This is a genomic window from Streptomyces sp. NPDC048462, from assembly GCF_043200175.1.
GTDB lineage: Bacteria > Actinomycetota > Actinomycetes > Streptomycetales > Streptomycetaceae > Streptomyces.
Genome location: NZ_JBICXG010000031.1, coordinates 42,837 through 61,218, shown reverse-complemented (window position 1 = coordinate 61,218; position 18,382 = coordinate 42,837). Strand labels below are relative to the sequence as shown.

The 18,382-nt window shown below is 71.4% G+C and carries 20 protein-coding genes; 9 read left to right on the top strand and 11 right to left on the bottom strand.

What is annotated here, in order from left to right:
- Positions 1-115 precede the first annotated feature (115 nt).
- Together ACGFU6_RS33835 and ACGFU6_RS33830 are read left to right on the top strand one after the other, a co-directional pair.
- On the top strand, positions 116-1,237 hold the full coding sequence (locus ACGFU6_RS33835) for a magnesium and cobalt transport protein CorA (RefSeq protein ID WP_123523721.1): 1,122 nt from the start codon (positions 116-118) through the stop codon (positions 1,235-1,237).
- Positions 1,238-1,287: 50 nt separating this feature from the next.
- Entirely contained in the window at positions 1,288-1,806 is a 519-nt protein-coding gene (locus tag ACGFU6_RS33830; protein ID WP_393616396.1) for a hypothetical protein, read from the top strand.
- Positions 1,807-1,841: 35 nt separating this feature from the next.
- On the opposite strand, the gene ACGFU6_RS33825 is transcribed toward ACGFU6_RS33830, so the two are convergent.
- Positions 1,842-2,612 (bottom strand): hypothetical protein, encoded by a 771-nt coding sequence (locus ACGFU6_RS33825; RefSeq protein WP_393616395.1) that lies wholly within the window; start codon positions 2,610-2,612, stop codon positions 1,842-1,844.
- Between the two features lie 204 nt (positions 2,613-2,816).
- Here ACGFU6_RS33825 and ACGFU6_RS33820 point away from each other — a divergent pair, with 204 nt between their 5' ends.
- The 3 genes from ACGFU6_RS33820 (at position 2,817) to ACGFU6_RS33810 (ending at position 5,866) form a co-directional block, all read left to right on the top strand.
- Positions 2,817-4,091, top strand: coding sequence for a magnesium transporter MgtE N-terminal domain-containing protein (locus tag ACGFU6_RS33820; RefSeq protein WP_393616394.1), 1,275 nt, complete (start codon positions 2,817-2,819; stop codon positions 4,089-4,091).
- Entirely contained in the window at positions 4,081-4,635 is a 555-nt protein-coding gene (locus tag ACGFU6_RS33815) for a DUF1003 domain-containing protein (protein WP_393616393.1), read from the top strand. Before ACGFU6_RS33820 ends, ACGFU6_RS33815 begins: the two co-directional genes overlap by 11 nt.
- A 97-nt stretch (positions 4,636-4,732) precedes the next feature.
- Positions 4,733-5,866 carry an Mrp/NBP35 family ATP-binding protein gene (locus ACGFU6_RS33810; protein ID WP_393616392.1) on the top strand — a complete coding sequence of 378 codons (1,134 nt, stop codon included), beginning with the start codon at positions 4,733-4,735 and terminating at the stop codon, positions 5,864-5,866.
- Between the two features lie 63 nt (positions 5,867-5,929).
- On the opposite strand, the gene ACGFU6_RS33805 is transcribed toward ACGFU6_RS33810, so the two are convergent.
- From ACGFU6_RS33805 to sigE, 5 genes are all read right to left on the bottom strand, one after another.
- Positions 5,930-6,589, bottom strand: a complete 660-nt coding sequence (locus ACGFU6_RS33805; protein WP_393616391.1) for a hypothetical protein — start codon at positions 6,587-6,589, stop codon at positions 5,930-5,932.
- 118 nt (positions 6,590-6,707) lie between these two features.
- Positions 6,708-7,184, bottom strand: coding sequence for a sec-independent translocase (locus ACGFU6_RS33800; protein ID WP_393616390.1), 477 nt, complete (start codon positions 7,182-7,184; stop codon positions 6,708-6,710).
- Between the two features lie 99 nt (positions 7,185-7,283).
- Positions 7,284-9,020: a S1C family serine protease gene (locus tag ACGFU6_RS33795; RefSeq protein ID WP_393616389.1), complete on the bottom strand. Its 1,737-nt coding sequence runs from the start codon at positions 9,018-9,020 to the stop codon at positions 7,284-7,286.
- Between the two features lie 109 nt (positions 9,021-9,129).
- Positions 9,130-10,119: a zf-HC2 domain-containing protein gene (locus ACGFU6_RS33790; protein ID WP_393616388.1), complete on the bottom strand. Its 990-nt coding sequence runs from the start codon at positions 10,117-10,119 to the stop codon at positions 9,130-9,132.
- Positions 10,116-10,877, bottom strand: coding sequence for an RNA polymerase sigma factor SigE (gene sigE / locus ACGFU6_RS33785; RefSeq protein ID WP_393616387.1), 762 nt, complete (start codon positions 10,875-10,877; stop codon positions 10,116-10,118). Before sigE ends, ACGFU6_RS33790 begins: the two co-directional genes overlap by 4 nt.
- 182 nt (positions 10,878-11,059) lie before the next feature.
- Between sigE and ACGFU6_RS33780 the strand changes: the two genes are divergently transcribed.
- A complete protein-coding gene (locus tag ACGFU6_RS33780) occupies positions 11,060-11,725 on the top strand; it encodes an O-methyltransferase (protein WP_393616386.1) in 666 nt (221 codons plus the stop codon).
- 139 nt (positions 11,726-11,864) lie between these two features.
- Here ACGFU6_RS33780 and ACGFU6_RS33775 read toward each other — a convergent pair whose 3' ends face one another.
- On the bottom strand, positions 11,865-12,032 hold the full coding sequence (locus ACGFU6_RS33775; protein ID WP_069086806.1) for a DUF3117 domain-containing protein: 168 nt from the start codon (positions 12,030-12,032) through the stop codon (positions 11,865-11,867).
- Between the two features lie 313 nt (positions 12,033-12,345).
- Between ACGFU6_RS33775 and ACGFU6_RS33770 the strand changes: the two genes are divergently transcribed.
- On the top strand, positions 12,346-13,149 hold the full coding sequence (locus ACGFU6_RS33770) for an enoyl-CoA hydratase/isomerase family protein (protein ID WP_393616385.1): 804 nt from the start codon (positions 12,346-12,348) through the stop codon (positions 13,147-13,149).
- A 30-nt stretch (positions 13,150-13,179) separates the two neighbouring features.
- Here the strand turns inward: ACGFU6_RS33770 and ACGFU6_RS33765 are convergent, their stop codons facing one another.
- Entirely contained in the window at positions 13,180-13,767 is a 588-nt protein-coding gene (locus ACGFU6_RS33765; protein ID WP_393616384.1) for a DNA-3-methyladenine glycosylase I, read from the bottom strand.
- Positions 13,764-14,255 (bottom strand): hypothetical protein, encoded by a 492-nt coding sequence (locus ACGFU6_RS33760; protein WP_393616383.1) that lies wholly within the window; start codon positions 14,253-14,255, stop codon positions 13,764-13,766. Before ACGFU6_RS33760 ends, ACGFU6_RS33765 begins: the two co-directional genes overlap by 4 nt.
- A 218-nt stretch (positions 14,256-14,473) precedes the next feature.
- Here ACGFU6_RS33760 and folP point away from each other — a divergent pair, with 218 nt between their 5' ends.
- On the top strand, positions 14,474-15,346 hold the full coding sequence (gene folP / locus ACGFU6_RS33755; protein WP_393616382.1) for a dihydropteroate synthase: 873 nt from the start codon (positions 14,474-14,476) through the stop codon (positions 15,344-15,346).
- 108 nt (positions 15,347-15,454) lie between these two features.
- On the opposite strand, the gene ACGFU6_RS33750 is transcribed toward folP, so the two are convergent.
- Positions 15,455-16,204 carry a TIGR00730 family Rossman fold protein gene (locus tag ACGFU6_RS33750; RefSeq protein WP_393616381.1) on the bottom strand — a complete coding sequence of 250 codons (750 nt, stop codon included), beginning with the start codon at positions 16,202-16,204 and terminating at the stop codon, positions 15,455-15,457.
- A gap of 96 nt (positions 16,205-16,300) precedes the next feature.
- Positions 16,301-17,380, bottom strand: a complete 1,080-nt coding sequence (gene dapE / locus ACGFU6_RS33745; RefSeq protein WP_393616380.1) for a succinyl-diaminopimelate desuccinylase — start codon at positions 17,378-17,380, stop codon at positions 16,301-16,303.
- A 35-nt stretch (positions 17,381-17,415) separates the two neighbouring features.
- On the opposite strand from dapE, the gene ACGFU6_RS33740 reads away from it, so the two are divergent.
- Positions 17,416-18,366 (top strand): hypothetical protein, encoded by a 951-nt coding sequence (locus tag ACGFU6_RS33740; RefSeq protein WP_393616379.1) that lies wholly within the window; start codon positions 17,416-17,418, stop codon positions 18,364-18,366.
- Positions 18,367-18,382 lie beyond the last annotated feature (16 nt).

Here is an 18,382-nt window from a genome sequence, read left to right as displayed (position 1 = left end):
GCGAACGCCGTCATCGCGCCGCCGCGGTGCCGCCCGCTTTGCGGACGTGAGCCCACGTCCCCATTCCGGGCTGTTCCACGCCCTCGCCGACGGCCCCTCCGTGAAGGAGCCAGCCATGTCGATGATCCGTGACCTGCGCGCTGTGGTGCGCCCGTCCCTGCGCAAGACCAACACGCTGCACAGCAGCTACGACACCACCCGTGACCCGTCCGCCTCCAGCGCGGTCGTCGACTGCGCGGTCTACCGCGACGGACGCCGGGTCGCGGAGGAGGACGGCACCTGCCGTACGCCGCACGAGGCGATGCTCCGGGTGCGGGAGAAAGGCGGCTTCGCCTGGATCGGCCTCCACGAGCCGACCGAGGAGGAGTTCGCGGGCATCGCCCGGGAGTTCGGCCTGCACCCGCTGGCCGTCGAGGACGCCGTCCACGCACACCAGCGGCCGAAGCTGGAGCGGTACGACGACACCCTCTTCACCGTCTTCAAGACCATCCACTACGTCGAGCACGCCGAGCTGACCGCGACCAGCGAGGTCGTGGAGACCGGCGAGGTGATGTGCTTCACCGGCCGGGACTTCGTCATCACCGTGCGGCACGGCGGCCACGGCTCGCTGCGCGCGCTGCGCCACCGGCTCCAGGACGACCCCGAGCTGCTCGCCAAGGGTCCGTCGGCGGTCCTGCACTCCATCGCGGACCATGTCGTCGACGGCTACATCGCGGTGGCGGGCGCGGTGCAGGAGGACATCGACGAGGTGGAGATCGAGGTCTTCTCCACTCCCGACAAGGGCGGCCCGCGCGGTTCGGACGCCGGCCGGATCTACCAGCTCAAGCGCGAGGTGCTGGAGTTCAAGCGGGCCGTGTCGCCGCTGCTGCGCCCGATGCAGCTGCTCAGCGAGCGGCCGATGCGGCTGATCGACCCGGACATCCAGAAGTACTTCCGGGACGTCGCGGACCACCTCGTGCGGGTCCAGGAAGAGGTCATCGGCTTCGACGAGCTGCTGAACTCGATCCTCCAGGCCAACCTGGCGCAGGCGACCGTCGCGCAGAACGAGGACATGCGCAAGATCACCTCCTGGGCGGCCATCATCGCCGTACCGACGATGATCTGCGGGGTCTACGGCATGAACTTCAAGCACATGCCCGAGCTGCGCTGGACTTACGGCTATCCGATGGTGCTGGGCTTCATCGGAGTGGTCTGCTTCTCCATCCACCGCATGCTCAAGCGCAACGGCTGGCTCTGACGCTTCCGCCACCGGCCGGCCCTGGTGCCGGCCGGTCTAAGCTCTGCCGCATGACTGCTGCTGACACGCTGCTCGGACCGGCCCTCGTCGAGGAGGCCACCAAGAAGTCGGGCCTGGTCTGGGTGCGCGGCACCGGGCCCGCGCGGGCGCTGTGGCACGTGTGGCACGAGGGCGCGGCGTACTTCGTCGGGGACGGCCCCGGCGAGCAGCCGCTGCCGGCCGGTCTCACCGACGGGGCCAACGCCGAGGTGACCGTCCGCAGCAAGGACAAGGGCGGCCGGCTCGTCGTCTGGACGGCCTCGGTGGCCCAGCTCGCCCCGCACTCCGAGGAGTGGGAGGCGGCGGTGGCCGAGCTCAAGGGCAAGCGGCTGAACGCGCCGGACGCGGAACAGATGACCGAACGCTGGGCGCGCGAGTGCCGGATCGTGCGGCTCACGCCGCTCGACTCCCGTACCGACCTGCCGACGGGCTCGGGGGCTGCGGCGCCGCTGCCCACCACCGCGACCACCCGGCTGCCGGTACCGGCCGGGCTGCCCCGGCTGCTGAAGCGCTCGCTCAGGAAGCCGTAGCGGCAGCGCCCGGCCCGGCGGACCCGTCCCGCGCCCTACGAGGTGGACTTGGGCAGCTGGCGCCCGTAGTCGACGGTGTCGTCCTGGGCCGGGGCCTTCAGCGCGAAGTCCTTGCCCCAGTCCGCGAGCGTGATGACGCCCCCGCCGCCGCCGCGCGCGAAGCGCAGCGGGTACGGCTTGCCGTCCAGGGACACGTCGAGCGCGCCGCCCTCGCCCTTGCCGCCGGTGATCCGGATGGTGCGGTCGGCGCCGATCTTGTCGCGGTCCCCCTTGCCGACGTCGCCGTGCAGCGTGAGCAGGCCGTCGAGCAGCAACTTCTTGTCGGTGAAGCCGCGCAGCTGCTTGTAGGTGGGGTCGTCCTGGGGGACCTTCACGTACTTGTCGTCCAGCTTGTCCGCCGCCGCCCCGTCGGCCTCGTTCGCCTTGCCGGCGTCCGCCGTGCCGTGGTTCCAGAAGCCGGCGTCCGCCTTGAGGTAGAGGACGTCCCCGATCCGGAGCAGCTCGAACGTGCTGTTCTTCGACGTGACGGAGCCCGCTCCGCCTTTGTCCTTGAGCCGCATGTCGATCTTGTACGTGCCGCCCTTGCTGACCAGGGTGCCGGCCAGCCGGACCATGTCGGAGGAGTCCGCCGCGGCCCGCGCCTTCTTCTCGATCTCCGGCGCGTCCAGTCTGCCGACGCCGTTGGTCCCCTTGTCCGGATCCTCGTCCGCGCACGCGGTCAGCGCCGCGCCGAGCCCCGCGCAGAGCACGACGGCGAGGGTGGCGGTCCGGCGACGGGCCCGGACGGTCGGGACAAAAGAGGTCACAGGCGCACTGCCTCTCATCTGCGTGGCGGGGGGTGGCAGACGGCAGCGTACCTGTGCGGCATACACCTTCCGGCAGAGAGTCGCGACGACCGCTCTCCAGGGCGACCTGCGACGGTACGGGCTAGCCTGAACCCGTCATAACGGTGCAATAAACGTCACAACAGACCGGATGCGTAAGCCGGCGACGAAGGAGGAGGCGCAGGCATGGCAGCAGGGACGCCCCGGGTCTTCGTCTCGCACCTCTCCGGCGTGCCGGTCTTCGACCCGAACGGGGACCAGGTGGGGCGCGTCCGCGACCTGGTCGCCATGCTGCGCGTCGGCGGGCGGCCGCCCCGGCTGCTCGGCATCGTCGTCGAAGTGGTGAGCCGGCGCCGGATCTTCCTCCCGATGACCCGGGTGACGGGCATCGAGTCCGGACAGGTCATCACCACGGGCGTGGTCAACATGCGGCGCTTCGAACAGCGGCCCACCGAACGCCTGGTGCTGGGCGAGTTCCTCGACCGGCGGGTCAGCCTGGTGGAGACCGGCGAGGAGGTCACCATCCTGGACGTCGCGATCCAGCAGCTGCCGGCCCGCCGCGACTGGGAGATCGACAAGTACTTCGTGCGCAAGGGCAGGGGCGGCGCGCTGCGCCGCAAGGGCGAGACCCTGACGGTCGAGTGGTCGGCGGTCAGCGGCTTCTCGCTGGAGGAGCACGGGCAGGGCGCGGAGTCACTGGTCGCCACCTTCGAGAAGCTGCGCCCGACCGATGTGGCCAACGCCCTGCACCACCTCACCCCGAAGCGGCGTGCGGAGGTCGCCGCCGCGCTCGACGACGACCGGCTGGCCGACGTCCTGGAGGAGCTCCCCGAGGACGACCAGGTGGAGATCATCGGCAAGCTCCAGGAGGAGCGCGCGGCGGACGTCCTGGAGGCGATGGACCCCGACGACGCGGCCGACCTGCTGTCCGAGCTGCCCGAGGAGGACAAGGAGCGGCTGCTGACGCTGATGCGCCCGGACGACGCGGCCGATGTCCGGCGCCTGATGTCGTACGAGGAGCGGACGGCGGGCGGCCTGATGACCACCGAGCCGATCATCCTGCGCCCGGACGCCACGGTGGCCGACGCGCTCGCCAGGGTCCGCCAGCAGGACCTGTCCCCCGCGCTCGCCGCCCAGGTGTACGTGTGCCGGTCGCCCGACGAGACGCCCACGGGCAAGTACCTGGGCACGGTGCACTTCCAGCGGCTGCTGCGCGATCCGCCGTTCACCCTGGTCAGCTCGATCGTCGACAGCGATCTGGTGGCGCTGACGCCGGAGACCCCGCTGTCGGTGGTGACCAGCTATCTCGCCGCGTACAACCTGGTCTCGGTGCCCGTGGTGGACGAGAGCGGCTCGCTGCTGGGTGCGGTGACCGTCGACGACGTGCTCGACCACCTGCTGCCCGACGACTGGCGGGAGACCGACTTCCACGGCCGCGAGGGGGTGCTCCGTGGCCGGTGAGGACCGCTCCAGGGCGTCGAACGGCTCGACTGCCCTGACCCGTACCCCCAGGAACCGGCTCGACCAGCCGAAGGACCCGAGGCGGCGGCTGCTGCCCCAGTACGACCCCGAGGCGTTCGGCCGGTTCTCGGAACGGATCGCGCGGTTCCTGGGGACCGGGCGGTTCATCGTCTGGATGACGCTGATCATCATCGTCTGGGTGGTGTGGAACATCTTCGCGCCGGGGAACCTGCGCTTCGACGAGTACCCGTTCATCTTCCTGACCCTGATGCTGTCCCTCCAGGCCTCGTACGCGGCCCCGCTGATCCTGCTCGCACAGAACCGGCAGGACGACCGCGACCGGGTGACCCACGAGCAGGACCGGGCCCAGAACGAGCGCTCCATCGCCGACACCGAGTACCTGACCAGGGAGATCGCGGCGCTGCGGATGGGCCTCGGGGAGGTCGCCACCCGCGACTGGATCCGCTCCGAGCTGGAGGACCTGGTGCGGGACCTCGACGACCGCAGGACGCCGGCGGGGGCCGAGAGCGACGAAGACCGCTGACAAGGCTACTCGCGCGTAGGAAGAGCCGCCGTGATGCCCGCCCGTCTCCCACCACACCCTTTCCAGGAGCGGGGCGCGCACCCGTACTATCGACAGTATGGCTACGGAAGACGCGGTGCTTGAGGCACTGGCGACAGTGAACGACCCGGAGATCCACCGCCCGATCACCGAGCTGGGCATGGTGAAATCGGTCGAGATCGATCCTGATGGTGTAGTCGCTGTCACGGTGTATCTCACCGTTTCCGGCTGCCCGATGCGCGAGACGATCACCAAGAACGTGACCGACGCGGTGGCCCGCGTCGAGGGCGTGTCCCGGGTCGAGGTCACCCTCGACGTGATGAGCGACGAGCAGCGCAAGGACCTGGCGAGCTCGCTGCGCGGCGGCACGGCGGAGCGCGAGGTGCCCTTCGCCCAGCCCGGCTCGCTGACCCGGGTGTACGCGGTCGCCTCCGGAAAGGGTGGCGTCGGCAAGTCCTCGGTGACCGTGAACCTCGCGGCCGCGATGGCCGCCGACGGCCTCAAGGTCGGCGTCGTGGACGCGGACATCTACGGGCACAGCGTGCCCCGGATGCTCGGCGCGGACGGCAAGCCGACCCAGGTCGAGAACATGATCATGCCGCCGTCCGCGCACGGCGTGAAGGTCATCTCCATCGGCATGTTCACCCCGGGCAACGCCCCGGTGGTGTGGCGCGGACCGATGCTGCACCGCGCGCTCCAGCAGTTCCTCGCCGACGTGTACTGGGGTGACCTGGACGTCCTGCTGCTCGACCTGCCGCCGGGCACCGGTGACATCGCGATCTCCGTGGCCCAGCTGGTGCCGAACGCGGAGATCCTGGTCGTCACGACCCCGCAGCAGGCGGCGGCCGAGGTGGCGGAGCGGGCCGGCTCGATCGCCGTACAGACCCACCAGAAGATCGTCGGCGTCGTCGAGAACATGTCGGGCATGCCGTGCCCGCACTGCGACGAGATGGTCGACGTGTTCGGCTCGGGCGGCGGCGCCCGGGTGGCCGAGGGGCTGACGCGCACGGTCGGCGCGGAGGTGCCGGTGCTCGGCTCCATCCCGATCGACGTACGGCTGCGCGAGGGCGGCGACGAGGGCAAGCCCGTCGTCCTGTCCGACCCCGACTCGCCGGCGGGCAAGGCGCTGCGTTCCATCGCGGACAAGCTGAGCGGCCGTCAGCGCGGCCTGTCCGGCATGTCCCTGGGGCTCACCCCGCGCAACAAGTTCTGACCCCGGACAGGCGCATGGCGGGCCGGGGCGGTGCTCCCCGGCCCGCCCCGGTCCCGCCTGCGGCTACGCGTACGACGTGATGTCGCCGACGGCCGAGAAGCCCAGCCCGTAAGCGCTCATGCCCCGCCCGTACGCCCCGATGTGCACCCCGCCGTGCGCCGACCCGGCCAGCACCCAGCCGAACTCGGACTCGCGGTAGTGGAAGGCCACCGGCACCCCGTCGACCGGCAGCGAGAGCGCCGACCACTCGGGGCCGTCCAGATCGTCGGCCAGCTCGAAGGCCGTCTCCGTCTGCTGGTCCAGCCAGTCGTCCCGCAGGGTGTGGTCCATCTGCGCGGGCCAGGTGTAGGCCAGCAGGCCCGAGCCGGCCAGCCAGGCCGCCGAGGAGACCGTCGTGGCGTCCAGGACACCCGTACCGTCGCCGCTGCGCCGCACCGGGCTGCTGGCCACGGTCACGACGACGGCGAACCGCTGTCTGTCCTCGCCCGCGTCGCTGCGTACCGAGGGTTCGTCGCCGTGGCCCGTGGAGCCGTGCTGCACCGTGCCGTCCGCGGCGGTGCCCACCTGCATCAGCCAGCGCGGCCCGGTGAACGCCTCGTCAAGTCCGTACCAGGGGAAAGGCGCCTTCAGATAGCCGTCGACCGTGAGCCGGGCCGCCGGCACCCCCTCTGCCGTGCCTGTGTCCGGCGCACCATCCGCGCCCACCCGACTCGTTGTCTCCATCTGTCCGGCCGCCTCCTCGATCCGTAGGGTCCGGAGCGGCCCGCCCCCCTCGGGCGTCCTCACAACCGGACAGATGGAGAATAGCCATACCGTCCGGACGAGTCGGGATTGACGGGTGTCAGGTGGCGTCTGCGTCGAACGGCGGGTGATCGTCCTTCGCGGGCTGCTCACGCTTCTTGAGCAGGTCCGGAGCGCCTGCGGAGCCGTTCGCCGCGGTGATCGCGGAACCGCCCGACACGCCGCTCTTCGCCTCCACCGACGAGGTCGCGCGGCCGTTGACCGCGTCCGATACCTCGGAGACCTCCTTGCGCAGGTCGAAGCTCTCGCGGATCTCCTTCAGCCCGAGATCGTCGTTGCCGTCCATGAGCTGCTTGCGGACGAACGTCTTGGGGTTGAGGTCCTCGAACTCGAAGTCCTTGAACTCCGGGCCGAGCTCCGTGCGGATGTCTTCCTTGGCGCTCTCGGAGAACTCACGGATCTTGCGGATGAAGCCCGTGACGTCCTGGATCACCTTGGGCAACTTGTCCGGACCGAAGATGAGCACGCCGATGATCGCGAGCGCCACCAGTTCGAGTGGTCCTATGTCATTGAACACCTTGCGGCTCCTCGTGTTCTCCGCGACCAGGTCGGATGAGGTCCGGACCCGGCCCACGGTACCCGGCCGAACTGTCCGCGCGGTAGCTTCCCGTGTCCGTCACGTGCCGGTTGCCGAACCGAGCGTCAAAGTCATGGTCAGGTCTTTACCACCGCGGGTCAGCCTGAGGTCCAGCCGGTCCCCCGGCCGGTGCGAGCGGATCTTCACGATCAGCTCCTCGCCACTGTGCACCCGGGCGCCGTTCACCTCGGTGATGACGTCGCCGGGCCGGATCCCGGCCTTGTCGCCCGGACCGCCCTGCGTGACGGACGACTTGCCGTCCGCGCCCTGCTGCCCGGCCTTGGCGCCGTCACCGGTGTACTTCATGTCGAGCGTGACGCCGATCACCGGGTGGGTGGCCTTCCCGGTGTTGATCAACTCCTCGGCGACCCGCTTGCCCTGGTTGATCGGGATGGCGAAGCCGAGACCTATGGAGCCTGCCTGGCCGCCCTCGGTCGTCGAGCCGCTGTCCGCGGCACGGATGGCGCTGTTGATCCCGATGACGTGCGCGTCGGTGTCGACCAGCGGCCCGCCGGAGTTGCCCGGGTTGATCGGGGCGTCGGTCTGCAGCGCGTCGACGTAGCTGATGTCGCTGCCGTCGCCCTTCTCGCCGCCTGCCGTGATCGGCCGGTCCTTGGCGCTGATGATGCCGGAGGTGACCGTGTTGGACAGGTCGAACGGTGCCCCGATGGCCACCACCGGGTCGCCCACCCGCACGTTGTCGGAGTTGCCGAGCGGCAGCGGCTTCAGCCCCGAGACGCCGCTGACCTTGACCACGGCCAGGTCGTAACCACTGTCCTTGCCCACCACCTCGGCGTTCGCCGTCTCGCCGCCGCTGAACGTCACGGTGATCTCACCGGACGAACCGGCTGGGGCCACGACGTGGTTGTTGGTGAGGATGTGTCCCTTGTTGTCGAGGACGAAGCCGGTGCCGGTGCCGGACTCGGTGCTGCCGCTGACGTGCAGGGTCACCACGCTGGGCAGCGCGCTGGCCGCGATACCGGCGACGCTGTCGGGGGCGCGGCCGCCGCTGTTGCGGGCGTCCTGGTCCAGTTCGATCTGGGTGAGGCCGCCGTTGCGCTCTATGTAGGCGCCTATCCCGCCGCCGATGCCGCCCGCCACCAGGGCCAGGAGCAGCGCGCCGACGAGCACGGAGCCGCGCCGGTTCTTCCGCCGGCCGCCGTCGGCGTGGAGCGGGGGGCCGGGGTTGGTGATCAGGGGCTGCCGGGGCGCGCCCCAGGGGTCGTACTGAAGCCATTGCGGCGACGGGGGGTGGTGGGGCTGGGGTTGCTGCGCGGGCTGGGGCTGCTGATGGGGCTGGGTCTGCTGGGGCTGCTGGGGGCCCTGCGGCAGTGCGGCCGGGGGCGGGAAGGCGGCCGGTGGGACGGAGGCCGGGGCGGGCGCCGGTACGGGGGCGGGCGCTGGGGCCGGGGCCGGCGCGGTCGTGATGCCCGCGCCGTTTGTCCCCGAGTAGGGCGGCGGTACGGGGGTGCCGTGTGCCGGGGTCTGGACCGGCCGCTGCACGGGGGGCGCGGGTGCCCAGGGGCCGGGGCCGCCGTAGGGCGGGGTGCTGTACTGGTCGGGCTCGTGCAGCGGCCGCGCCGCCCGTGGCGCGGCCTCGGCCGTCACGGACGCCTCCGGCTCCGCCTCGGCCCCGCCGCTCTGCGCGATCGATTCCGACGGGGGCACCGCGTCCTCGACGGGCGACGGCTCCTGAGGCGCTGTGTCCGTGCTGCGCCCCGGCGTGGGCCTGCTCCACCACTTCGCCTTCGGCTCGGTGGGCTTCCCGTCGTCCATGCTCTCCCCGCAACTGCCTCAACTGGCCTCTGCACGCCCCCCAGGGCGTCCCTCCCGGAAATCCTGCCGGAATTCAACCAGGTTTGTGCATGCCCTGCGCGGACGTATGTCAGCGACGCGGAAGGAGCGGCTGCCCGTGGTTGGCGGGAACCGGCAGTCCGGCCGCCGATGTGGGGGTCCGGGACGGCTCGGGGGAGGCCGTGGAGAGTCCGCTGCCGAGCGCCTCGGCGAACAGCGGGCTGGTGCCGTTGGGACGTATCAGCGAAGGCGCGGACACGTTGGCCTGGACGGGCAGCGCGTAACGGCTCCCGGTGAGACCACCGGTGCCGAGCAGGGGCGGGGCCGAGGAGAACGCCAGCGGCGCGGCGTTCATGACGAGGGAGACCCGGCGGTCGCCGATGCCGGCGGCTGCGAGCGCGCCGTGGCCGCTCCCGCCGCGGCGGCTGACGGTGGTGCCGCTCTCGGCGCGCGCGTCGGCGTCCAGCGGTGTGACGCTGGAGCCCGGCCCCTCGGCCCGGGTCGGGGAATCGGGTCCCGCGTCCGTCGGGAGGGCGCCGCCCAGGGCGATGGCGGCGAGCGAGACGGCACTGGCGGCGGCGAACGCGAACCTGCGGCCCCGCCACGGCGAACGGTCGGCCTCGCGGCTGACCTCGTGGATACGGAAGGCGGGCAGGGCCGGTCCGGCCGGAAGGACCGCGGCGGAACCGTGCGCGGCCGGGAGGTATCCGAAGCCGTCGAGCGGCGAGCCGCCCGAGGACGAGTCGACGCGGCTGCCGAGCGGCCGCGTCACGGGAAAGACTCCGTCACCGAAACGGCCTGAGCCGCCCATTGGTCTTCCCCGACTGTCGTCGTCACCACCCGGTCCACCGGGAAGGCCCTGCAAGCGGGCAAGGAAGCCCTCGGAGGGAGAGGGCGGGGCCGAGTCGGCGAAGACACTCTTCAGGCGCCGCTGGGCGGCAGCCTCGGCCTTGCACTTGGCGCAGGTCGCGAGGTGGGCGAGCACCCGGTCACGGGCGTCGTGTTTGAGCTCGCCGTCGACAAGCGCGGCGAGCCGGTCCCCCAGGTGTTGTTCCGCGGAGGTCGGACCTGTGCCACTCACGCCGCTCCGCCCTCCCCTGCCGCGAGGACCCCGGTGAGCGAGCGCTGCTCGGCACGGGCCTCGGGCGAACGGTGCTGCAGCGCCTTGCGCAGGTGGGAGCGCCCGCGGTGGATACGGCTGCGCACGGTGCCGAGCTTCACGCCGAGTGTCGCGGCGATCTCCTCGTACGAAAGTCCCTCGATGTCACAGAGCACGACCGCGGCCCGGAACTCGGGCGCGAGGGTGTCCAGCGCCTGCTGGACGTCGGCGTCGAAGTGGGTGTCGTTGAAGACCTGCTGCGGCGACGGCTCACGGCTCGGCAGCCGCTCGGCGGCGTCGTCACCGAGGGAGTCGAATCTGATCCGCTGCTTGCGGCGCACCATGTCCAGGAACAGGTTGGTCGTGATGCGGTGCAGCCAGCCCTCGAAGGTGCCGGGCGTATAGGTCGACAGCGAACGGAACACCCGGACGAAGACCTCCTGAGTGAGGTCCTCGGCGTCGTGCTGGTTTCCCGTCAGTCGATAGGCAAGGCGGTAGACACGACCGCTGTGCGTGCTGACGATCTCTTCCCATGAGGGCGGCGTCCACGCCTGGGAGTGCGCATCCGAGGCGAAGGTCGCGGTCGTTGCGGAGTCGTTGGAAGAACGGTCAGCAATGTTGGTCACGGATTTCGGCTCACCCACCGACCTGAAGAAGCGCCGCAGCACTCCTCCCCGATCCACAGGCGCAGCCGCACCTCCCCTATCGGCTCTGGTGGTGTCCAGTGGAGCCCCTACCATAGCCACCTCGCCCGTTAGCTCCGGATAAGCCTTTTTCCTGCTGGGGCCGGGGACAGCCCCGGGAACCGACTGCCCGTGATTCCCGGACCCGATCTGCGGGACCGATCAACGGGCTTTCCCCTCTCCTTCCATAACGCCCGGTCCCATCTGCGGGTTCCCGGGTGCAGCGGATACAGTCACCGTTGCGCCAACTACGGGGACAGGAGAGGGCCATCACAGCCAACCGGCAGACGAGCTGGGCGTTCGCCGACGCCTTTGTCGCCGAGGACGAAGCACTGCGCTGGGCCCGGGACCGGGCACGGGACGCGGGGCTCCGCTCGGTGTCACCGGGCACCGGCGCAGCGCTGCGCCTGCTCGCTGCCACGACGGACGCCAAAGCGGTCGCCGAAATCGGCACCGGTACGGGCGTGTCCGGCATCTATCTGCTGCACGGGATGCGGCCCGACGGGGTGCTGACCACGGTCGACCCGGAACCCGAGCGCCAGCAGTTCGCCCGCGATGCCTTCCGGGCGGCGGGCTTCGCCGCCAACCGGGCCCGCTTCATCCCCGGCCGCGCGCTGGACGTGCTCCCCCGGCTGGCGGACGGCGGATACGACCTCGTCTTCTGCGACGGCGACCGGATGGAGAGCCTGGACTGCCTCGCTGAATCGTTGCGCCTGCTGCGACCTGGCGGTCTGGTGTGCTTCGAGGGCGTTTTCGCGGACGGCCGTACGGTCGACTCGGCGCCCCAGCCCGCAGAGGTACTGCGCCTGCGCGAGCTGCTGCGCGCGGTCCGCGAGAGCCAGGAGCTGATGGCGACCCTGCTGCCGGTGGGCGACGGCCTGCTCTGCGCGGTACGGCGCGGCTAGGACCTCTCGAAGGCCCTGGTCCCGACCGAAGGCCCTGGCCCCGATTTCCACGGCGGTCCCGATTCCACGGCACCGGACGCACTACTGCCCCGGCACGGAATCCGTGCCGGGGCAGTAGTGAAGTGTGGGCTCCTCTGCGTCAGCCGACGACCTTCTTGAGGGCATCGCCCAGCGCACCGGCCTCGTCCGGAGTCAGCTCCACGACAAGCCGACCGCCGCCTTCGAGCGGAACGCGCATGACGATGCCCCGCCCCTCCTTTGTCACCTCGAGCGGGCCGTCGCCCGTCCGCGGCTTCATGGCCGCCATGCTCGTTCCCCTTCCTGAAACCAGCTCATCGCAACCGGCGGCCCCATGACAGGCGCTGCCTCACCGGCATCGAACACATTGCTTCCAGGCCATTATCCCGCATCACAGACCCCGATGACCAACATCGCTCTGCATCGCTTGCGCAACGCGCTCGCTCAAAACCACCCAATTCGGCGAACGGACTGCGATACTCCGTCCCCCTTACCCCTCCATCGGGGCGTAATTGTTAGACGCAGGTCACATGTTCGCGTCCGCCGAAGTCGGCCATGCTTGCCTCGACAGACTTTGGACGAGGCGCAAAAGGGGACTCCACATGGCCGACGCCGTGCTCTGCGACGTGAGCGACGGGCTCGCGACGATCACGATCAACCGTCCCGACGCGATGAACGCGATGAACACCGCGGCCAAGGTGGCGCTGCGTGACGCACTGATGTCCGTCGCCGCCGATCCGGCCGTGCGGGCGGTCCTGCTCACCGCCGCCGGTGAGCGTGCCTTCTGCGTCGGGCAGGACCTCAAGGAACACGTGGCCAAGCTGGCGGAGGCCCGGGAGTCGGACGGCGGCAACGCCCTCAGCACCGTGCGGGAGCACTACAACCCCATAGTGCGGGCCATCACCGAGATGCCGAAGCCCGTCGTCGCCGGGGTCAACGGGGTGGCGGCCGGTGCCGGTTTCGGTTTCGCCCTCGCCTGCGACTACCGGGTGGTCGCGGACACCGCGTCGTTCAACACCTCGTTCGCGGGTGTCGCGCTCACCGCCGACTCGGGCGTCTCCTGGACGCTGCCCCGGCTGATCGGCCCGAGCCGCGCCGCCGACCTGCTGCTCTTCCCGCGTTCGATCTCCGCGAAGGATGCCCAGGACCTGGGCATCGTGAACAGACTGGTACCCACCGCGGAGCTCGCCGCCGAGGCCGCCGCGGTGGCCCGCAAGCTGGCGGACGGCCCGACGGTGGCCTACGCCGCGCTCAAGGAGTCCCTCGCGTACGGGGCGGGTCACACCCTCGGGGAGGCGCTGGAGAAGGAGGACGAACTCCAGACCCGGGCGGGCGCGTCGCAGGACCACGCGATCGCGGTGCGGGCCTTCCTCGACAAGGAACGGCCCAAGTACCTCGGGCAGTAGCCGCCCCACGCCCCGGGAGCGGGCCCGCTCCTACGCCTCGGTGCCGCGTGCCACGCAGTCGACGAGATGGTCGTCGACCAGCCCGCACGCCTGCATCAGGGCGTAGGCGGTGGTGGGGCCGATGAAGCGGAGCCCCCGCTTCTTGAGGTCCTTGGACAGCGCCGTGGACTCCGCCGTGACCGCCGGGACGTCCCCGAGCGTCCGAGGGGCGGGCCGGGTGGCCGGGTCCGGGGCGTACGACCAGATCAGCTCGTCCAGCTCACCGCTCCGCCAGCCGGCCAGCACCTTGGCGTTGGCCATGGTGGCGTCCACCTTCGCGCGGTTGCGGATGATGCCCTCGTCGGCCAGCAGCCGCTCCCGGTCGACGTCCGTGAACCGCGCCACGGCGGGGATACTGAACCCGGCGAACGCGCTGCGGAAGCCTTCCCTGCGGCGCAGGATCGTCAGCCAGGACAGGCCCGACTGGAACGCCTCCAGGCACAGCCGCTCGAAGAGCGCGTCATCGCCGTGGACCGGGCGGCCCCATTCCGAGTCGTGATAGGCCAGGTAGTCGTCGGTGGACAGGCCCCACGGGCAGCGCAGCCGGCCGTCCGCCGCGGCTTCGGCTCCGCCGCTCATCGCCCGCCCTCCTCGTCCGGCCGAGGTGCGGCGCCGCCGTTCCCGGGGCTCGCCGGGGGCTGCCCCTGCTGATGCGGCTCCTGCTGCGGCTGCCAAGGGGCCTGCCAGGGCGTCTGGGACCGCCCCTGGTGCTCCTGGTGCTCCTGGAGGAGATCGGGCTCCTTGAGGAGATCCGGGCCGCCCGCCCTGGTGGCCTGCGCACCGGCGAGCGCCGACTCCAGCTCCGCGATCCGCGCGTCCCGCTCGGCGAGTTCGGCGCCGAGCCGGCCCAGCGCCTCGTCGACATCCGTCATCCGGTAGCCGCGGGCGGCGACCGGCAGCCTGAGCGCCTGGACATCCGCGTGGCCGACCGGGCGCGTCGCGGGCAGCGGATCGACCAGCTGCTCGGGCGCCACGTCCTGGAGGATGGCGCTCCTCCCTCCGCCGATCACCGCGAGGGTGACCGCGGCGACCACAACCACCATCGCGAGCAGCAAGAACCAGAACACGCGCATCTCCCCGGGAGCGGAATTTCGTCCGGCTCCGATCGTGCCATGAGGCACCGACAGTCGGTGCCCCGCCCGGTGCGGCTCGCACGGTTCGGCATGCCCGTAAGGAGCGGACGTGCCGGGCGGCGTGACGGGGCAGGCCGTGCCGGGCGAGGCATTAGGGTCGCAGTCGGTCCCGGCGGGAGATGCGCCGGGGGATTCACAGGGAGATTCACGGGATGCGAAGCGGTGCGCTCAGGCTGGGGCGGCGCGAGTTCGGTGCGCACGAGCCGGTGATCATGGCGATCGTGAACCGCACCCCGGACTCCTTCTACGACCAGGGCGCGACCTTCCGTGACGAGCCGGCGCTCTCCCGCGTCGAGCAGGCGGTGGCGGACGGTGCCGCGATCATCGACATCGGCGGGGTGAAGGCCGGCCCCGGCGAAGAGGTCACCGCCCACGAGGAGGCCCGCCGGACCGTCGGGTTCGTCGCGGAGGTGCGCCGGCGTCACCCGGACGTGGTGATCAGTGTCGACACCTGGCGCCACGACGTCGGTGAGGCGGTCTGCGAGGCCGGCGCCGATCTGCTGAACGACGCGTGGGGCGGCGTCGATCCCAGGCTCGCGGAGGTGGCCGCACGGTACGGGGCGGGCCTCGTGTGCACGCACGCGGGCGGCGCCGAGCCGCGGACCCGGCCGCACCGGATCGGGTACGAGGACGTGATGGCGGACATCCTGCGGGTGACCGTGGGGCTGGCCGAGCGGGCCGTCGGGCTGGGCGTCCGGCCGGACGGCATCATGATCGACCCGGGTCACGACTTCGGGAAGAACACCCGCCACTCCCTGGAGGCGACGCGCCGCCTCGAGGAGATGACGGAGACGGGCTGGCCGGTGCTGGTCTCGCTGTCCAACAAGGACTTCGTGGGCGAGACGCTCGACCGCCCGGTGAAGGAACGCCTGATCGGCACGCTGGCGACGACCGCGGTGTCCGCGTGGCTGGGGGCGCGGGTGTACCGGGTGCACGAGGTGGCGGAGACGCGGGACGTCCTGGACATGGTGGCGGCCATCGCCGGGCACCGGGCGCCGGCCGTGGCGCGGCGGGGGCTCGCGTAGCGGGGGCGGGGGCGGCGCCCCCGTAACCGGGGCTCCGCCCCGGACCCCGCTCCTCGAACGCCGGAGGGGCTGGGACTCGCGGACACGGCACGGTCCAAACGAGAGGCCCTAGTGGCCGACCTCCTTCGTCACCAGTGCCACCGCCTCGTCCACGTCGTCCGTGACGTGGAACAGCAGCAGGTCCTTCGCGGAGGCCTTGCCCTGGGCGATCACCGTGTCGCGGAGCCAGTCGACCAGGCCGCCCCAGTACGCCGTGCCGAAGAGCACGATCGGGAAGCTGGTGACCTTGCCCGTCTGGACGAGCGTGAGCGCCTCGAAGAGCTCGTCCAGCGTGCCGAGCCCGCCGGGCAGGACGACGAAGCCCTGCGCGTACTTCACGAACATCGTCTTGCGGACGAAGAAGTAGCGGAAGTTGACGCCGATGTCGACGTGCGGGTTGAGGCCGGACTCGAAGGGCAGCTCGATGCCCAGACCGACCGAGACCCCCTTCGCCTCCCGCGCCCCCTTGTTCGCCGCCTCCATCGCTCCGGGGCCGCCCCCGGTGATCACCGCGAAGCCCGCTTCGACCAGCGCCTTGCCGAGCCGTACGCCCGCCTCGTACTCCGGCGCGTCGACCGGTGTGCGGGCCGAGCCGAAGACGCTGATGGCGCTCGGCAGTTCGGCCAGGGCGCCGAATCCCTCGACGAACTCCGACTGGATGCGCATCACCCGCCAGGGGTCGGTGTGCACCCACTCGGAGTCACCCTCGGAGTCCAGCAGCCGCTGATCGGTGGTGCCGGGCTGTACCTGGTCCCTGCGGCGCAGCACCGGGCCGAGTCGCTGTTCCTCGGGAATCCGTGCTCCCTCGGGGTTGCCCATGACCTGCTCCCTCCGACGACGTCAGAACCGCCCTGCGGCGCTCTGTCTCCGCCCAGCGTAGATCGCCGGAGGTTACGGGCAGGGGAATGCCGGAGGTCAGGTCGTGAGCCAGGAGCGGAGCCGCGCCTCGCAGTGGGTGATCCGCTCGACCGACACGTGCTCGTTGCGCTTGTGGGCGAGGATCGGATCGCCGGGGCCGTAGTTCACGGCGGGGACGCCGAGCGAGCCGAAGCGCGCCACGTCCGTCCAGCCGAACTTGGGCCGGGCGGTGCCGCCGACCGCGTCCATGAACGCCTTGGCCGCGGGGTGGGAGAGGCCGGGCATCGCCGCGCCGGAGTGGTCGTCGACGACGAATTCGGCGACGCCGCAGCCGGCGAAGACCTCGTGGACGTGGGCCAGCGCCTCCGCCTCGCTCAGGTCGGGGGCGTAGCGGTAGTTGACGACGACGGTGCAGGCGTCGGGGATGACGTTGTTGGCGACGCCGCCCTCGATGCGTACGGCGTTGAGCCCCTCGTGGAACTCCAGCCCGTCGATCACCGGCTTGCGCGGCTCGTACGCGGCGAGCCTGGCCAGGATCGGGGTGGCGCCGTGGATGGCGTTGGACCCCATCCAGCTGCGCGCGGAGTGTGCCCGCTCCCCTTCTGTACGGAGGAGGACGCGCAGCGTGCCCTGGCAGCCGCCCTCGACCTCGCCGTTGGAACCCTCCAGGAGGACGGCGAAGTCGGCCGCCAGCCAGTCGGGGTGGGCGTCGGCGATGTGTCCGAGGCCGTTGAGGTGTGCGGCGACCTCCTCGTTGTCGTAGAAGACGAAGGTGAGGTCGCGGTTGGGCTCGGGCACCGTCGCGGCGATCCTCAGCTGGACGGCCACGCCGGACTTCATGTCGGAGGTCCCGCAGCCCCACAGCAGCCCGTCCGCGTCGAGCCGGGAGGGCACGTTGTCCGCGATCGGCACGGTGTCGATGTGCCCGGCGAGCAGGACGCGCTCGGCGCGGCCGAGGTCCGTCCTGGCGACGACGTTGTTGCCGTACCGGTCGACGGTCAGGTGCGGGAGGGTCCGCAGCGCCGTTTCGATGGCGTCAGCGAGGTCCTTCTCCTCCCCGCTGACCGAGGGGAAGTCGACGAGCCGGGCGGTGAGCGCGGGTCCGTCCAATGTGAGGTCAAGGGTGCTTTCGGCCATGGCTACGACCCTAGTGCCTCGCGTACGGTGGCCCCGTGCCCCGGACCGACTCCTCCGCCCGCCGACACACCGGCCGCCGCCGCAGCCGCCGGCTCCGCGTCGCGGCCGCCTTCGCCGTGCTCGTGGCCGTGGGCGGTTATCTGACCGTCTCCTACCTTTCGGGCGGTACGAGCTCCGACCAGTGCACCGTGCGTTCGGCGGACGGTTCGTCCGGTGAGGGGCGCACCTACCGGCTGAGTCCGGAGCAGGCCGCGAACGCCGCGACGATCTCGGCCGTCGGGACCACGCGCGGGATGCCGGAGCGGGCGGTGACGATCGCGCTGGCGACGGCCCTCCAGGAGTCCGGGCTGCGCAACATCGACCACGGCGACCGGGACTCCCTGGGGCTGTTCCAGCAGCGGCCCTCGCAGGGCTGGGGTACCGGGCAGCAGATCCTGGACCCGGTGTACTCGGCCGGGAAGTTCTACGAGCACCTGGCCGAGGTCCCGGGCTACTCGCGGCTGCCGCTGACGGTGGCCGCGCAGCGCGTGCAGCGCAGCGGTTTCCCGCAGGCGTACGCGAAGCACGAGCCGGACGCCGCGCTGCTCGCGGCCGTGCTGACCGGCCGGACGCCGGCCGCGCTTACCTGTTCGCCGCCGCGCAGCACGGCCGGGACGGGCGATGTCTCGAAGGTCCGGGCCGCGCTGACCCGTAGTTTCGGGAAGGACGCGCTGCCGTCCGCGGACGCGGCGGACGGCCGGACCCCGACCGCCGGTGCGACGGCCCGGGGCTCACTCTCGGTGCCGGTGCGATCGGGCGGCGCGGCCGCGGAGAGCGGTGTTCCGCAGCACGGCTGGGAACTGGCGCACTGGGCGGTCGCACAGTCCGAGGGGCTGGGCATCGACGAGGTGGCGTACGCGGGCCAGGTGTGGAGGGCCGGATCGGGCTGGCGGACCGAAAGCAGGAAAACGGGCACCACAGAGGTCCGTATGCGCTTCGTGCATTAGTGCGGCCGGTCCCTCG

Bases quoted from the DNA above. Each gene is read 5' to 3' on its own strand.
- dapE (WP_393616380.1), bottom strand. From the start codon at position 17,380: ATGGCCGAAAGCACCCTTGACCTCACATTGGACGGACCCGCGCTCACC.
- ACGFU6_RS33835 (WP_123523721.1), top strand. From the start codon at position 116: ATGTCGATGATCCGTGACCTGCGCGCTGTGGTGCGCCCGTCCCTGCGC.
- ACGFU6_RS33805 (WP_393616391.1), bottom strand. From the start codon at position 6,589: ATGGAGACAACGAGTCGGGTGGGCGCGGATGGTGCGCCGGACACAGGC.
- ACGFU6_RS33810 (WP_393616392.1), top strand. From the start codon at position 4,733: ATGGCTACGGAAGACGCGGTGCTTGAGGCACTGGCGACAGTGAACGAC.
- ACGFU6_RS33830 (WP_393616396.1), top strand. From the start codon at position 1,288: ATGACTGCTGCTGACACGCTGCTCGGACCGGCCCTCGTCGAGGAGGCC.
- ACGFU6_RS33795 (WP_393616389.1), bottom strand. From the start codon at position 9,020: ATGGACGACGGGAAGCCCACCGAGCCGAAGGCGAAGTGGTGGAGCAGG.
- sigE (WP_393616387.1), bottom strand. From the start codon at position 10,877: ATGGTAGGGGCTCCACTGGACACCACCAGAGCCGATAGGGGAGGTGCG.
- ACGFU6_RS33775 (WP_069086806.1), bottom strand. From the start codon at position 12,032: ATGGCGGCCATGAAGCCGCGGACGGGCGACGGCCCGCTCGAGGTGACA.
- ACGFU6_RS33770 (WP_393616385.1), top strand. From the start codon at position 12,346: ATGGCCGACGCCGTGCTCTGCGACGTGAGCGACGGGCTCGCGACGATC.
- folP (WP_393616382.1), top strand. From the start codon at position 14,474: ATGCGAAGCGGTGCGCTCAGGCTGGGGCGGCGCGAGTTCGGTGCGCAC.
- ACGFU6_RS33750 (WP_393616381.1), bottom strand. From the start codon at position 16,204: ATGGGCAACCCCGAGGGAGCACGGATTCCCGAGGAACAGCGACTCGGC.
- ACGFU6_RS33820 (WP_393616394.1), top strand. From the start codon at position 2,817: ATGGCAGCAGGGACGCCCCGGGTCTTCGTCTCGCACCTCTCCGGCGTG.
- ACGFU6_RS33765 (WP_393616384.1), bottom strand. From the start codon at position 13,767: ATGAGCGGCGGAGCCGAAGCCGCGGCGGACGGCCGGCTGCGCTGCCCG.